This is a genomic window from Klebsiella sp. P1927 (genome assembly GCF_018204675.1).
Classification (GTDB): Bacteria; Pseudomonadota; Gammaproteobacteria; order Enterobacterales; family Enterobacteriaceae; genus Klebsiella; species Klebsiella pneumoniae.
Genome location: NZ_CP073377.1, coordinates 4607191 through 4622157, shown reverse-complemented (window position 1 = coordinate 4622157; position 14967 = coordinate 4607191). Strand labels below are relative to the sequence as shown.

Below are 14967 nucleotides of genomic sequence, written 5' to 3'. Positions count from 1 at the left end.
AGAGAAACCGCCATCGTTATCACAGATAGCGGAACTCGCGGTGATGCGATATAAATAAAACAACGAGTTAACGCCACTGTAACCAGACGAGGTGGAGAATGTTAGAACAAGTATGTCAGCTTGCACGGAATGCGGGCGATGCCATCATGGAAGTCTACGATGGAAACCAGCCGATCAACGTCGCCAGCAAGAAAGATGATTCTCCGGTCACGGCGGCGGATATCGCAGCGCATAAAGTCATTGTCAGCGGCCTGCAGGCGCTGGATCCGGATACCCCGATCCTCTCCGAGGAGGACCCGCCGTCCTGGGAAGTGCGCCAGCACTGGCAGCGCTACTGGTTGGTCGACCCGCTGGACGGCACCAAAGAGTTTATTAAGCGTAACGGCGAATTCACCGTCAATATCGCGCTGATTGAAAACGGCAAGCCGACGCTGGGCGTTGTCTATGCGCCGGTGATGAAGGTGATGTACAGCGCGCAAAATGGCAAAGCCTGGAAAGAAGAGTGCGGCGTACGCAAGCAGATCCAGGTCCGCGATGCCCGTCCGCCGCTGGTGGTGATTAGCCGCTCCCATAGCAACGATCCGGAGCTGCAGGAGTATCTTGAGCAACTTGGCGAACACCAGACCACCTCAATCGGTTCGTCGCTGAAATTCTGCCTGGTGGCGGAAGGTCAGGCCCAGCTCTATCCGCGCTTCGGGCCGACCAGCACCTGGGACACCGCCGCCGGCCATGCGGTCGCGGTGGCCGCCGGGGCGCATGTTCACGACTGGCAGGGGAAAACCCTCGACTACACGCCGCGTGAATCCTTCCTTAACCCCGGCTTCCGGGTCTCTATTTATTAAGCAATTTATGCAGCAGGTCGATCACCTGCTGCACCTCTTGTTGGGTGAGGGCGCCGTCTTTAGCCCACTGCACACGCCCGTTCTTATCCAGCACCACGATCGCTGAGCTCTTCTCGTCCAGCTGCCAGGCCTTCCGCACCAGGCCGTTGCTGTCGACGATAAATTGCGACCATGGGAAGAGCTTTTTATTACTTTCAATGCTGTTGCGTACAAACATCCCGGTGCCCGGGATGGCGTCGTCAGTGTTTACAATGGTGGTGGTCTGATAGCGATCGTGCGGGAAGCCCGCCGCTTTAATCGCCTCGATCAGGTTGGCATTCTTCTCTTTTGCTGACGAGCGTCCGGCGATGTGCTGGACCACGCGCACTTTTCCCGCCAGCTGGGCGCTATTCCAGTTTTTATAGCTAAACTTATCCTTATCCAGAATAAGCTCTCCCCGATCCGCGACGCCAACGGGCGCCACGCGCTGGCCGTCGACGAAGTTATGCGCTGTGGCCAGCAGCGGGAGAAGCAGTAACGAGGCGGCCAGTATGCTACGTAGGGTCATGCGCAATCCTTAATCATTTTTATGCAGGTGATCCGACCACTTGGTCTCGTTTAATCATAAGTGCGATTGACGGTGATTACCCGCAATGAGGATGCCAGTTTGCGTGTTGACGCACAAATTAGTCGTAAAACGGCGACTTATACTTACTTCATCGTATGTCTGAAACGAAAATTCTGAATTATTGTCATCAAAGGGTAAATAAACTTATACATACTGGGTCCCTCTGAGATTCTGGACTATAGTTTTAGGGCATTAAAATTTGCGCTCCCAAGACGTGGGCTAACTGTGGCACCACAAGAGCGTAACCCTGGCAGGAGAGAAGAATGAAAATTTTCCAACGCTACAATCCGCTGCAAGTGGCGAAGTACGTGAAGATCCTGTTTCGTGGACGGTTGTACATCAAGGACGTTGGCGCATTTGAATTTGATAAGGGCAAAATCCTTATCCCGAAGGTCAAGGACAAGCTGCATCTGTCAGTGATGTCCGAAGTCAATCGTCAGGTGTTGCGTCTGCAAACTGAGATGGCATAGCCTGGCACGTAGCAGTACGTAGTAGGTAAAAGACGGCTCCCGATGGGAGCCGTTGATGTTTTTAGCCCTTCATTTCCGCATAGCGTTTGCGATATTCGCCCGGTGGGATGCCGTTATGTTTACGAAACAAGCGGGTGAAATAGACCGGATCGCTGTAGCCCACCGATAAAGCAATTTTGTTAAGTGGGAGTGTGGGATAACCATTTGGGCCATAAAAAAGGGCGGATGGTCATCCGCCCTTAGGAGAGAGAAAAGATTACGCTCAGGCGTTCTGGCTTTCCGCCGTTTCCGCCTGCTTCGGCACCAGCACCGTTGGCTTGTTATCGATGCGGGTCACCAGCAGCTGGTCGATACGGTAGTTATCGATATCCACGACCTCAAACTTATAGCCGGAGAACTTCACCGCGTCGGTGCGTTTGGGGATTTTACGCAGCATAAACATCATAAAGCCGCCGATGGTCTCGTAATTCCCGGACTGCGGGAACTCGTCGATATCCAGCACGCGCATCACGTCATCAATCGGCGTACCGCCATCGATCAGCCACGAGTTTTCATCGCGGGCGACAATCTGCTCTTCCAGCCCCTGGCCGACGAGGTCGCCCATCAGGGTGGTCATTACGTCGTTGAGAGTGATGATCCCGACCACCAGCGCGTATTCATTCATGATCACCGCGAAGTCTTCCCCGGCGGTTTTGAAGCTTTCCAGCGCTTCCGACAGGGTCAGGGTGTCCGGCACGATCAACGTGTTGCGGATCTGTACGCCGCCGGTCAGCACCAGGCTCTGGTTCGCCAGCACGCGGTTCAGCAGATCTTTTGAATCGACGTAACCGATAATGTGGTCGATATCTTCATTACAGACGAGGAACTTCGAGTGCGGATGTTCGGCCACTTTATTCTTCAGGCTCTGCTCGTCTTCGTGCAAATCAAACCAAATGACGCTTTCACGCGGGGTCATGGAGGAAGGAACGGTGCGGGACTCCAGCTCGAACACGTTCTCAATTAGCTCATGCTCCTGCTTGCGCAGCACCCCGGCCAGCGCGCCGGCCTCGACCACGGCATATATATCATCGGAAGTGATATCGTCTTTCCGCACCATCGGCAGTTTGAAGATGCGGAAGATCATGTTGGCCATGCCGTTAAACAACCACACCAGCGGGCGGAAGACTAACAGGCAGAAGCGCATCGGGTTGATGATGCGCAGGGCCACTGTTTCGGGCGCAATCATACCGATGCGTTTCGGAGTCAGGTCAGCAAACAGGATGAACAAGCTGGTGACCAGGGTAAAAGAGATGATGAAGCTCAGCTGCTCGGAGAGCTCCGGCGACAAATACCCGCTGAGCAGGCTATGAAACGCCGGTGAGAAAGCCGCGTCGCCCACAATACCGCCAAGAATGGCGACGGCGTTGAGGCCAATCTGCACGACGGTAAAGAAGGTGCCCGGGTTCTCCTGCATCTTCAGCACCCGCTGTGCGTTGACGTTGCCTTCATCGGCCAGCAGTTTCAGTTTGATTTTACGTGAGGCGGCCAGTGAAATTTCCGATATCGAAAAAAACGCACTGACGGCTATCAGACAGAGTATTACTAAAATACTGTTTAACATATCTTTTCTGACCGTTGAGGCCAGATCCTCGGAAGGGAAGTTGATAACTCAAATGTGGAATACATAAAAAACCGGTCCGAAGGCGCTGGACCGGCTGTCACACTGGCTAGTATAGCGTAAGGGAATGTAAAGCCGCCAGAGCGTTCATTGACCGCCTCGCTGTTGAGGCGGAAATCAGAATTACGCCTGAGGCGGCAGGCAGACGCCAATGCCGCCGATGCCGCAATAGCCGTGCGGATTTTTATACAGATACTGCTGGTGATCGTCCTCGGCATAGTAGAACGGTTTGGCGGTGGCGATCTCGGTGGTGATGTGACGGGTATCGTGCGCGTCGTTCATCGCCGCCTGGAAGCGCGCGAGGCTGGCCTTTGCCGCCTCCGTCTGTTCCGGGGTCAGCGGGTAAATCGCCGAGCGGTACTGGGTGCCGTGGTCGTTACCCTGTCGCATACCCTGCGCCGGATCGTGGTTTTCCCAGAACACCTGCAATAACTGCTCATAGCTAATCACCTGCGGATCATAAACTACGCGTACCGCTTCCGCGTGACCGGTCTGGCCGCTGCACACTTCGCGATAGGTCGGATTGGGCGTATAGCCGCCAGTGTAACCTGCGGCGGTGCTGTAAACCCCCGGCAATTGCCAGAACAGGCGCTCAACTCCCCAGAAGCAGCCCATGGCGAACAGCGCCACTTCCATCCCCGCCGGGACGTTGGTCATCGAGTGGCCGTTAACTGCGTGGAGCGTCGCCACTGGCATGGGGGTATTGCGTCCAGGCAGCGCATCCGCCTGGGCGACAAGATGCGTTTTATCAAATAGACTCACGGTTGGCCTCTCAATACAGAAATCGTCGTTAAGGTTGTAACGAAGCGTGTCTTTTAACACAATAAATACGCGTAATACGTCTAGATTAATACATAAGAATTATTTGGGTTATTGCCACTTTTTCAACCCTATGTTGTTAGGGTTTTGTTAAGCCGTGGAGCGGCGCCAGTGTTTCCTGTAGAGGAAACAGGGATATTCAGGAGAAAATGTGCTAAAAATCCGCCAGTTATGTGTCACCAGCCTTTTGCTGGTCAGCGGGGTCGCCAGCGCAGCGAATGTGCGTTTGCAGGTTGAGGGATTATCCGGGGAGCTGGAGAAAAACGTTCGCGCCCAGCTTTCCACCATCCAGAGCGATGAAGTCACGCCGGATCGTCGCTTTCGCGCGCGCGTCGATGACGCCATTCGCGAAGGCCTGAAAGCGCTGGGTTATTACGAGCCGACGATTGAATTTGATTTGCGTCCGCCGCCGAAAAGGGGACGTCAGGTGCTGATCGCCAAAGTGACCCCGGGAGAACCGGTGCGCATTGGCGGAACCGAGGTGATTCTGCGCGGCGGCGCCCGCACCGATAGCGACTACCTGGCGCTGCTGAAAACGCGCCCGGCCATCGGGACGGTGCTCAACCACGGGGATTATGACGGCTTCAAGAGCTCGCTGACCCGCGTCGCCCTGCGCAAAGGCTACTTTGACAGCGAGTTTCTTAAGAGCCAGCTCGGGGTCTCCCTCGACCGTCATCAGGCGTTCTGGGATATCGATTACGACAGCGGCGAACGCTATCGCTTTGGCCACGTCACTTTCTCTGGCTCGCAAATCCGCGATGAATACCTGCAAAACCTCGTGCCGTTTAAAGAGGGCGACTACTACACCTCACAGGACCTGGCCGAGCTAAACCGCCGCCTGGCGGCGACCGGCTGGTTCAGTTCGGTGGTGGTGGCGCCTGATTTTGCTAAGTCGCGGAAAACCAAGGTGCTGCCTCTGCAGGGCGTTGTCTCGCCTCGCAAAGAGAACACCGTGGAAACCGGGGTCGGCTATTCCACAGACGTCGGTCCGCGGGTGAAAGCCACGTGGAAAAAACCATGGGTCAACTCGTATGGCCACAGCCTGACCTCCAGCGTCAGCCTCTCCGCCCCGGAGCAGCAGTTCGACTTTACCTATAAAGTCCCACTGCTGAAGAGCCCCCTCGAACAGTATTATCTGATGCAGGGCGGTTTTAAGCGTACCGACCTCAATGATACCCAGGCCGACTCTACCACCCTGGGTGTCTCGCGTTTCTGGGAGATGTCGAGCGGCTGGCAGCGAGCGATTAACCTGCGCTGGAGCCTGGATCACTTTACCCAGGCGAACGTCACCAACACCACCATGCTGATTTATCCTGGGGTCTCGGTGAACCGCACTCGCTCCCGCGGCGGCCTGATGCCTACCTGGGGCGATTCCCAGCGCTACTCGGTGGACTACTCCAACACCATGTGGGGCTCGGACATCAACTTCATCGTGATGCAGGCCCAGGACGTCTGGATCCGTACCCTCTATGACCGCCACCGCTTTGTGGTGCGCGGCAACCTTGGCTGGATCGAAGCGGACAACTTTGACAAGGTGCCGCCAGATCTGCGTTTTTTCGCCGGGGGCGATCGCAGTATTCGCGGCTATAAATACAAATCTATCTCGCCGAAGGACGATGACGGCAAGCTGATCGGGGCCTCGAAGCTGGCCACCGGCTCGCTGGAGTATCAGTACAACGTCAGTGGTAAATGGTGGGGCGCCGTGTTTGTCGATAGCGGCGAAGCGGTCAGCGATATTCGCGAGAGCGATTTCAAAACCGGCGCCGGGGTGGGCGTGCGCTGGCAGTCGCCGGTGGGGCCGATCAAGCTGGATATCGCCCGGCCGATCGGCGACAAAGAAGAGCATGGTTTACAGTTTTACATCGGTCTGGGGCCTGAATTATGAGTTTATGGAAGAAGATAAGCCTCGGCGTCTTAATCGTGTTGGTGCTCCTGCTGGGCACCGTCGGGTTCCTGGTGGGGACCACCACCGGCTTGCATCTGGTGTTCAAAGCGGCGGATCGCTGGGTACCGGGGCTGGAAATCGGCAAAGTGACCGGTGGCTGGCGTGATTTAACCCTCGATAATGTTCGCTACGAACAGCCCGGCGTGGCGGTGACCGCCGGTCAGTTTCACCTCAGCGTCAGGTTGCGCTGCCTGTGGGACAGCAGCCTGTGCGTAAACGACATCGCGCTGCGCGATATTTACGTCGCCGTCGATACCAAGAAGATGCCGCCCTCAGCGCCGGTCGAGGAAGAGGACAGCGGGCCGCTGAATCTCTCCACTCCTTATCCGATCACCCTCAGCCGCGTCGCGCTGCATAACGTCAACGTCAAAATCGATGATACCGCGGTCTCCGTACGCGACTTTTCCACCGGCCTGAACTGGCAGGAGAAAAATCTGACCCTGACGCCGACCTCGCTGCAGGGGCTGCTGATCGCCCTGCCTAAGGTGGCGAAAGTGGCGCAGGAGCAGGTGGTTGAGCCGAAAATTGACAACCCGCAGCCGCAGGAAAAACCGCTCGGCGAGACGATGACCGACCTCTTCTCGCAGCCGGTGCTGCCGGCGATGACCGATGTCCATCTGCCGCTGAACCTCAATATTCAGGCGTTCCGCGGCGAGCAGCTGCGCCTGACCGGCGATACCGATATCACCGTGTATAACCTGCTGCTGAAAGTCAGCAGTATTGACGGCCAGATGAAGCTCGACGCCCTTGATATCGACTCCGATCAGGGCAAGGTTAGCGCCTCGGGCAGCGCGCAGCTGCAGGATAACTGGCCGGTGGACATTACCCTCGCCGGAACCCTGAACGTCGACCCGATGAAAGGGGAGAAGGTGCAGCTGAAGGTGGGCGGCGAAGTGCGTAAAACGCTCAAAGTCGGAGTGGACTTAAGCGGGCCGGTCGCGGCCACGCTGCGCGCGGATGCGCAGCTGGCGGAGGTAGGGCTGCCGCTCAATATGGAGCTGAAGAGTAAGCAGCTCGCCTGGCCGTTCAGCGGCGAGAAGCAGTTTCAGGCCGACGATGTCCAGCTGAAGTTCAGCGGCAAAATGACCGACTATGCGCTGGCCTTCTCCACCGCGGTGAAAGGTCAATCGCTGCCGCCGGCGAAAATCGCCCTCAACGCCAAAGGCAATGAACGGCAGATCAATCTCGACAAGCTGACGGTCAATGCCCTGGAAGGGAAAACCGAGCTGAAGGCGCTGCTAGACTGGCAGCAGGCGATCAGCTGGCGCGGCGAGCTGACCCTCGACGGCATCAACACCGCCAAAGAGGTGCCGGACTGGCCGTCGAAGCTTAACGGCCGGATCAAGACCCAGGGCAGCCTGTACGGCGGCAGCTGGCAGATGTCGGTGCCGGAGCTGAAAATTACCGGCAACGTGAAGCAGAACAAAGTGGATGTGGCGGGCTCGCTGCAGGGTAACAGCTATCTGCAGTGGAAAATCCCGGGACTGCATCTGGCGTTAGGCCCGAACAGCGCTGATATCAAAGGCGAGCTGGGGGTGAAGGATCTTAATCTCGACGCCACCATCGATGCGCCGCACCTGGATAATGCGCTGCCGGGGCTCGGCGGGACGGCGAAGGGCTTGGTAAAAGTGCGCGGCACAGTCGATGCGCCGCAGCTGCTGGCCGATATCACCGCCCGGGCGCTGCGCTGGCAGGAGCTGACCATCGCCCAGGTCAACGTCAAAGGGGATGTGAAATCCACCGATCAGATTGGCGGTAACCTGGACGTGCGGGTGGATCGCATCAGCCAGCCGGGGGTCAATATCAGCCTGGTGCAGCTCAATGCCAAAGGTACAGAGAAACAGCATGAGCTGCGGCTGCGCGTGCAGGGCGAGCCGGTTTCCGGCCAGCTGGCGCTGGCAGGCAGCTTCGATCGTCAGGCCGAACGCTGGAAAGGCTCGCTGAGCGATACCCGCTTCCAGACGCCGGTGGGGCCGGTAGCGCTGACGCGCAGCATTGCGCTGGACTATCGCAATCTGGAGCAGAAAATCAGCATCGGGCCACACTGCTGGACCAACCCGAACGCCGAGCTCTGCGTGCCTGAAACCATTGACGCGGGCGCCAGCGGACGGGCGCGGGTGAATCTCAACCGCTTCGATCTGGCGATGCTCAAGCCGTTTATGCCGGAGGCGACCCAGGCCAGCGGCGTGTTTACTGGTAATGCCGATGTGAGCTGGGACACCACCAAAGAGGGACTGCCGCAGGGCAAAGTGACCCTCAGCGGGCGCAACGTCAAGGTGACCCAGGTCGTCAACGACGCGCCGTTGCCGGTGGCGTTCGATACGCTGAACCTCAGCGCCGACCTGCACAACAATCGCGCCGAGCTGGGCTGGCTTATCCGCCTGACCAACAATGGTCAACTGGATGGGCAAGTGCAGGTTACCGACCCGCAGGGGCGGCGTAATCTCGGCGGCAACGTCAATATCAGCAACTTCTCGCTGGCGATGATCAACCCGATTTTCGCTCGTGGTGAAAAGGCAGAGGGAAGGCTCAACGCCCGTCTGCGTCTGGGCGGCAATGTGAAAAGTCCGCAGCTGTTCGGCCAGATGCAGCTGAGCGGGGTGGATATCGACGGCAACTTTATGCCGTTTGATATGCAGCCGAGCCAGCTGGCGATGAACTTCAACGGCACGCGCTCGACCCTGCAGGGGACGGTGAACACCCGCCAGGGGCAAATCGCCCTCAGCGGTAACGCCGACTGGACGCAGATCGATAACTGGCGGGCGCAAATTGCGGCGAAAGGCAGCCGGGTGCGGATCACGGTGCCGCCGATGGTGCGTCTCGATGTATCGCCGGATGTGGTGTTTACCGCCACGCCAAGCCTGTTCAATCTCGACGGCAAAGTGGATGTGCCCTGGGCGCGGATCGTGGTCAACGAGGTGCCGGAGAGCGCGGTCGGTGTCTCCTCTGATGAAGTGATGCTGGATAAAAACCTCAAGCCGATTAAGCAGCAGAGCGCCAGCATCCCGATCAACAGCAACCTGACCATTCACGTCGGCAACAACGTTCGTCTGGAAGCCTTCGGCCTGAAAGCGCGTCTGACCGGTGATTTGAAAGTGGCGCAGGACAAGCAGGGGCTGGGCCTCAACGGGCAGATTAATATTCCGGACGGCCGTTTCCACGCCTATGGTCAGGACTTGATTGTCCGCAAAGGGGAGCTGCTGTTCTCCGGTCCGCCGGATCAGCCGTTGCTGAATATCGAAGCGATTCGTAACCCGGATGCCACCGAAGACGATGTGATCGCCGGCGTTCGCGTCACTGGCTCCGCCGATCAGCCGAAAGCGGAGATCTTCTCTGATCCGGTTATGTCCCAGCAGGAAGCGCTGTCTTATCTGCTGCGCGGCCAGGGTTTGAGTAGTGGTCAGAGCGATAGCGCCGCGATGACCTCAATGCTTATTGGTATGGGGGTTGCACAAAGTGGTCAGGTTGTGGGTAAAATCGGCGAGACGTTTGGCGTAAGCAACTTGGCGTTGGACACCGAAGGGGTAGGCGATTCTTCCCAGGTGGTGGTCAGCGGCTATGTACTGCCGGGTCTGCAGGTAAAATACGGGGTCGGTATCTTCGATTCCCTGGCGACGCTGACTTTACGTTATCGCCTGATGCCTAAGCTATATGTGGAAGCGGTGTCTGGCATCGACCAGGCGCTCGATTTGCTCTATCAGTTTGAGTTTTAGCAATGCGAATATTTGTTTACGGCAGTTTACGACGCAAACAAGGCAACAGCCACTGGATGACCAACGCCCAGTGGCTGGGCGCTCATAGTGTCGACGATTATCAGCTGTACAGCCTGGGCCACTATCCAGGCGCGGTGCCCGGCGAAGGCACAGTACATGGTGAAGTTTATCGTATTGATGCATCGACGCTGGCCGAACTGGATGCGCTGCGCACCAAGGGGGGCGAGTATGCGCGCCACCTGATTCAGACGCCTTACGGCAGCGCATGGATGTATGTCTATCAACGTTCCGTTGAGGGTTGTACGTTGATAGCGAACGGCAACTGGTTGGATCGCGACCAGTATTAACCACGACAGCGCCACCTTCGGGTGGCGTTGTTTTTTATTACTTCAGTTCCCATGGCGTCATTCTGGCGCCCTGACGTCTGGCATAACGTAATATGGCCTGATGTACCTTCACTCTACCGGCCACCCGACGTGACAGGGGATGGGCAATCATACGGACAAACTCCATCACTATTAACAGCAGGTTAATCGGGAGCAGGGTGCCTGTCAGCCTGGTAAGCATTTCACGATAAAATGGCCAACTGCCCAGATTAAGCATGGGGTCGTGCAGTTTGATGGTGAGCGTAAAAAACATCACTATGAGTACGAGGCCGTACGCGATTTTATAAATTGATGCCATCTGCTGATTGCCGGGATGAAAGGGGCTATTTTTTAAATAAACACTGCCATCACTGACATTGTATAACGCCTGAAGATCATCGTATCCATGCCGGCGTGCGGCGATAACCCAGTCCCCATCGGCAAGAAATGGCGGGCGACAACGATTATTCAGGGCATCGCTCAGCCAGGTCAAGCGCGCTGAAAAAAACGAGTGACGAGTCGCCAGCTGAAAACAGGCGCCTTCTTTGATAAAATAAGGCCTTACCCTCGTAGCGAACCATATTTGATAATAACTATTCAGAATCACGCCTTCTTCAAGCGCAAATTCTTTTGGCAGCGCTATCTCGTTGTTGGCCGATGGTGGATGCCTTTCAGAAGTAGCGGGTAGAATTTCCAGACGCTGACAGAATGAAATATCGCCTTGCTTCGTTCGCTGCATTTTCGCATTGAGAACACGTAACCTGAGTGAGAAATTGCAAGAGCAAAAAGAGAAGATGCCGAAGGGATTCACCAACATTGTGATAAAACATAATAATAAAAAAATATCCAACCATGGAGCACAAGCGAGAATGATCAAGCAAACAAAAAAGACCAAGCCGACAGGTCGAAGAAGCTTTTTAATACTCAGCGGCTGCCGGGAAGGTTCGAGCAAAATGTGGCCATCGCTTAACCAGTGGATCCAGTAACTGCCATCCTTTAGGCGGCAAGTGCCGATATGTAGCGGCTGGCCGAGCCTCAGACGGTCAAAAAGCGAGGGGTCTTTAAAATGGCGTTTATCGGTATAAAAGGCATGCTCGCCTGCAATGAGGCGTAAATAGCTTTGCTCTTCCGAGGCGGCAGTGGTGAAGCCGGTAAAATTCACGGTGAAATAATGGGTCTGTTTCACAAGGTTCCTTCCTTGATGAAATGATGGTGTTTTACGTATCACGCGTTGCCGACCCACTCCTTACCAGAGCGGGAGATGATCCTTCGCCAGCCACATCGCGGAAGCCAACGTCGTCAGCGCGAGGAATAATAATCGTCGTGTTGGGGTGCTGAACATTACATGATCTCCTCGAGCGCGGTATGGCGGGCCGCTCCCTGCAGGTAGTGCCGCATCGCCGAGCGCATCTTCATCCAGTCAGCCACCCGGTGTGACAATAACCAGGCCGTCGGGCCAATCAACTCCAGTACCGCCAGGATCCCGCCGAAACTGAGTAATAATAGGGACAGCATGTCCAGTGAATCCTGAATTAACCACCCAAATCCCCTGGCTGGTTTGTATGGGTTATTTAGCGACATGCCGAGTATGAGGAGGTAAATCACCAGCACCATGCCATAAAACAGGTTATAGACTAGCGACATTTGCCGATCACCGGGATAACAGGGATGATTTTTCAGAAAAGCGCCCCCGTCGCTGACGTTGTATAACGCCTGGACGTCGTTATCTTTCCGTTGGTAGACGACGACTATCCGATCGCCGATAGCGAGAAAGGGCGGTTGACGGCGGTAAAAAAAGGGATGTAGGCCGAAGTTGGCGAAGCCGTTCTGCCAGAAGAAGGCCAGCGGCGCCGTGTCGCATTGTATCCCAACGCCATGGTATTCCCGCGTTGGGTTCCCCGCGAACCATTTCTTAAAAATGATATTGCTAATTTTTCCCGTCCGGACGGCATAGCGTTCCGGCAGGGCTTGCGTAAAAGGCTTCGCCGACTGGCGGAGGGTTTGCGCCGTAGTCGGTAGCGGCTGGCAAAAGGAAAAGTCGCGGCGGCGGGCCTGCGCCATCTTCGCCAACAGATCGCGCATGGCGGGGTGCATTTTTAGCGCCCGGTGGAACAGTAGCTCGCAGAGGCCGGTTAACAACGCGATGAAGGCCAGTATCGCGATAATGCCGAAGCCGAACCTTCCCCATTCTGAGGTGCTCATCACGAGCGGGATAAGAGCGACGATGAGCGTCAGCAGGCTGATAATCAGCAGCGGCCGGGCCCAGCGCTTTACCCGTTGACTGGGCTCAAGGAGCGTTTCGCCATCGCTGAGCCAGTGGATCCAGTAACTGCCGTTGTCCAGGCGGCGGACGCCAAGGTGCAGAGGCTGATTGATCGTCAGGCGGTCAAAAAGCGAGGGGTCGTTAAAATAGCGTTTATCGGTATAAAAGACATGGTCGCCGGCGATAAGACGCAGATACCCCTGTTTTTCACAGGCGGCGGTCGTGAAGCCAGAAAAGTTAAGGGTGAAATAGCGAACGCTTTTCACGGGACACCCTCCATGGTGTTATCGCGGCTATCCGTGCCGCAATCAGGCAGGGGATGACCCTGCCTGAGACAGAATTACTTCTGCTTAGCGCGCTCGAAAGAGGCAACGATTTCGGCTTTCGCCGCTTCCGCGTTATCCCAACCGTCGACTTTAACCCACTTGCCTTTTTCCAGATCTTTGTAGTGCTCAAAGAAATGAGTGATCTGGGCTTTCAGCAGTTCCGGCAGGTCGTTCACATCGTTGATGTGATCGTATTCTTTGCTCAGCTTGGTGTGCGGTACGGCAACCAGTTTCGCATCTTCACCAGATTCGTCGGTCATCTTCAGAACGCCAACCGGACGGCAGCGGATCACGGAGCCCGGCTGCAGCGGGTACGGAGTCGGGACCAGCACGTCAACCGGGTCGCCGTCCAGGGACAGGGTGTGGTTGATGTAGCCGTAGTTGCACGGATAGAACATTGCCGTGGACATGAAACGGTCAACGAACAGTGCACCGCTCTCTTTGTCGACTTCGTATTTGATAGGATCTGCGTTCGCCGGGATTTCGATCACGACGTAGATGTCTTCCGGCAGATCTTTGCCCGCAGGTACGTTGAGTAAGCTCATGTCTGTTTCCTTTAAAATGTATGGCAAACAAGTGCTCGGTATTATAGCCAACTCACATCGAAAGTCTTCGCTTCTTTTTCCCGATATCGCCGCAGAGTGCTCCGAATTTTTCGCGTAATAATGACATGAAAATCCATAAACATAGCCACATCATGAATAAATTTATGTAACCGTTTTCATTGCATGTGATTGATTTATCATACTGCTTAAAAAAACGTCATAAACCGCAACAGCCGCGCTCCCTGCGAAGCCTTATCGGCTCTCCGCTGGGAAGTAGGGCCGGCATTAACATCTCATTTACTTTTTTGAAGTGTGATGTAACGCATTCAGTTACATCACCGATTGTCTATAGTTTGTCCGCAGGTGAGACTTTAACCAACAATAACCCTACGAGGATACCCTTATGTGGAAGCGCTTACTTCTTGTCACAGCAGTTTCCGCAGCTATGTCGTCTATGGCGATAGCTGCCCCGCTAACCGTAGGTTTTTCGCAGGTCGGTTCTGAATCCGGCTGGCGTGCGGCGGAAACCAGCGTCGCGAAAGAGGAGGCCGCCAAGCGCGGTATCACCCTGAAGATCGCTGATGGTCAGCAAAAACAGGAAAACCAGATCAAAGCAGTGCGTTCCTTTATTGCTCAAGGGGTCGACGCGATCTTCATTGCGCCGGTGGTGGCCACCGGCTGGGAACCGGTGCTGAAAGAGGCGAAAGAGGCCAAGATCCCGGTTTTCCTCCTCGACCGTTCCATTGATGTTAAAGATAAAGATCTCTACATGACCACCGTGACCGCCAACAACGTGCTGGAAGGCCAGCTGATTGGCGACTGGCTGGTGAAAACCGTCGACGGTAAGCCGTGTAACGTCGTTGAACTGCAGGGCACCGTTGGGGCTAGCGTGGCCATCGATCGTAAGAAAGGCTTCGCCGACGCGATTGCCAAAGCGTCGAATATCAAAATTATCCGCTCCCAGTCCGGCGACTTCACCCGCAGTAAAGGGAAAGAGGTCATGGAGAGCTTTATCAAAGCTGAGAATAACGGCAAAAACATCTGCATGGTGTTCGCTCATAACGACGATATGGCCATCGGCGCCATCCAGGCCATTAAAGAAGCTGGTCTGAAGCCGGGCAAAGATATTCTGACCGGCTCCATCGACGGCGTGCCGGATATCTATAAAGCGATGATCGCCGGAGAAGCCAACGCCAGCGTCGAACTGACGCCAAATATGGCCGGCCCGGCGTTTGATGCGCTGGAGAAATACAAAAAAGACGGCACCCTGCCGGAGAAGCTGACCATTACCAAATCGACGCTGTACCTGCCGGATACGGCGAAAGAAGAGTTAGAGAAGAAGAAAAATATGGGCTACTGAGTGGGGAGCCCCTCATTCCATCCCTCCCCCCGGTGGGAGAGGGTAAAAAGCAGCG

12 protein-coding genes and 1 pseudogene are annotated in these 14967 nt (G+C 55.8%); 6 read left to right on the top strand and 7 right to left on the bottom strand.

The genetic code is table 11. The features are described 5' to 3' along the window. The first annotated feature begins 98 nt into the window (after positions 1 to 98). Positions 99 to 842: a 3'(2'),5'-bisphosphate nucleotidase CysQ gene (gene cysQ, locus KB892_RS23095; protein WP_002886705.1), complete on the top strand. Its 744-nt coding sequence runs from the start codon at positions 99 to 101 to the stop codon at positions 840 to 842. Here the strand turns inward: cysQ and KB892_RS23090 are convergent. Continuing rightward, positions 832 to 1389, bottom strand: a complete 558-nt coding sequence (locus KB892_RS23090; protein ID WP_002886706.1) for a YtfJ family protein — start codon at positions 1387 to 1389, stop codon at positions 832 to 834. The two genes, cysQ and KB892_RS23090, sit on opposite strands and share 11 nt — an antisense overlap. A gap of 323 nt (positions 1390 to 1712) precedes the next feature. Between KB892_RS23090 and KB892_RS23085 the strand changes: the two genes are divergently transcribed. Further along, entirely contained in the window at positions 1713 to 1919 is a 207-nt protein-coding gene (locus tag KB892_RS23085; protein WP_002886707.1) for a DUF1107 domain-containing protein, read from the top strand. A gap of 61 nt (positions 1920 to 1980) precedes the next feature. Here KB892_RS23085 and KB892_RS23080 read toward each other — a convergent pair. The 3 genes and pseudogenes from KB892_RS23080 to msrA form a co-directional block, all read right to left on the bottom strand. After that, positions 1981 to 2112: pseudogene (locus KB892_RS23080) on the bottom strand (helix-turn-helix domain-containing protein); the annotation flags it as partial. 69 nt (positions 2113 to 2181) lie between these two features. After that, on the bottom strand, positions 2182 to 3519 hold the full coding sequence (locus tag KB892_RS23075; RefSeq protein WP_002886718.1) for a polyamine export protein PaeA: 1338 nt from the start codon (positions 3517 to 3519) through the stop codon (positions 2182 to 2184). A 180-nt stretch (positions 3520 to 3699) separates the two neighbouring features. After that, positions 3700 to 4338, bottom strand: a complete 639-nt coding sequence (gene msrA, locus KB892_RS23070) for a peptide-methionine (S)-S-oxide reductase MsrA (RefSeq protein ID WP_002886721.1) — start codon at positions 4336 to 4338, stop codon at positions 3700 to 3702. Between the two features lie 208 nt (positions 4339 to 4546). Here msrA and tamA point away from each other — a divergent pair, with 208 nt between their 5' ends. The 3 genes from tamA to KB892_RS23055 are packed head-to-tail and all read left to right on the top strand — an operon-like array spanning position 4547 to position 10400. Continuing rightward, complete coding sequence (gene tamA, locus KB892_RS23065; RefSeq protein ID WP_002886722.1) at positions 4547 to 6280, top strand: autotransporter assembly complex protein TamA; 1734 nt, start codon at positions 4547 to 4549, stop codon at positions 6278 to 6280. Beyond that, positions 6277 to 10053, top strand: a complete 3777-nt coding sequence (gene tamB, locus KB892_RS23060) for an autotransporter assembly complex protein TamB (RefSeq protein ID WP_004152013.1) — start codon at positions 6277 to 6279, stop codon at positions 10051 to 10053. The genes tamA and tamB overlap by 4 nt, the downstream gene beginning before the upstream one ends. A gap of 2 nt (positions 10054 to 10055) precedes the next feature. Beyond that, positions 10056 to 10400 (top strand): gamma-glutamylcyclotransferase family protein, encoded by a 345-nt coding sequence (locus tag KB892_RS23055; protein WP_002886724.1) that lies wholly within the window; start codon positions 10056 to 10058, stop codon positions 10398 to 10400. Between the two features lie 37 nt (positions 10401 to 10437). Here KB892_RS23055 and KB892_RS23050 read toward each other — a convergent pair whose 3' ends face one another. The 3 genes from KB892_RS23050 to ppa all read right to left on the bottom strand — a co-directional run bounded on the left by KB892_RS23050 (position 10438) and on the right by ppa (position 13552). After that, positions 10438 to 11604: a hypothetical protein gene (locus tag KB892_RS23050; RefSeq protein ID WP_002886725.1), complete on the bottom strand. Its 1167-nt coding sequence runs from the start codon at positions 11602 to 11604 to the stop codon at positions 10438 to 10440. Positions 11605 to 11759: 155 nt separating this feature from the next. Then, positions 11760 to 12947 (bottom strand): hypothetical protein, encoded by a 1188-nt coding sequence (locus KB892_RS23045; RefSeq protein ID WP_004152012.1) that lies wholly within the window; start codon positions 12945 to 12947, stop codon positions 11760 to 11762. Between the two features lie 74 nt (positions 12948 to 13021). After that, complete coding sequence (gene ppa / locus KB892_RS23040) at positions 13022 to 13552, bottom strand: inorganic diphosphatase (protein WP_002886766.1); 531 nt, start codon at positions 13550 to 13552, stop codon at positions 13022 to 13024. Positions 13553 to 13955: 403 nt separating this feature from the next. Here ppa and ytfQ point away from each other — a divergent pair, with 403 nt between their 5' ends. Then, the gene (gene ytfQ / locus KB892_RS23035) at positions 13956 to 14912 is read left to right on the top strand and encodes a galactofuranose ABC transporter, galactofuranose-binding protein YtfQ (RefSeq protein ID WP_002886769.1); all 957 of its coding nucleotides are present in this window, start codon (positions 13956 to 13958) and stop codon (positions 14910 to 14912) included. The last annotated feature ends 55 nt before the right edge of the window (positions 14913 to 14967 follow it).

What these genes read in the sequence shown, in the direction of transcription:
- KB892_RS23075 (WP_002886718.1), bottom strand. Translation starts at nt 3,519, where the DNA reads ATGTTAAACAGTATTTTAGTAATACTCTGTCTGATAGCCGTCAGTGCG.
- cysQ (WP_002886705.1), top strand. Translation starts at nt 99, where the DNA reads ATGTTAGAACAAGTATGTCAGCTTGCACGGAATGCGGGCGATGCCATC.
- KB892_RS23090 (WP_002886706.1), bottom strand. Translation starts at nt 1,389, where the DNA reads ATGACCCTACGTAGCATACTGGCCGCCTCGTTACTGCTTCTCCCGCTG.
- KB892_RS23085 (WP_002886707.1), top strand. Translation starts at nt 1,713, where the DNA reads ATGAAAATTTTCCAACGCTACAATCCGCTGCAAGTGGCGAAGTACGTG.
- ppa (WP_002886766.1), bottom strand. Translation starts at nt 13,552, where the DNA reads ATGAGCTTACTCAACGTACCTGCGGGCAAAGATCTGCCGGAAGACATC.
- ytfQ (WP_002886769.1), top strand. Translation starts at nt 13,956, where the DNA reads ATGTGGAAGCGCTTACTTCTTGTCACAGCAGTTTCCGCAGCTATGTCG.
- KB892_RS23055 (WP_002886724.1), top strand. Translation starts at nt 10,056, where the DNA reads ATGCGAATATTTGTTTACGGCAGTTTACGACGCAAACAAGGCAACAGC.
- tamB (WP_004152013.1), top strand. Translation starts at nt 6,277, where the DNA reads ATGAGTTTATGGAAGAAGATAAGCCTCGGCGTCTTAATCGTGTTGGTG.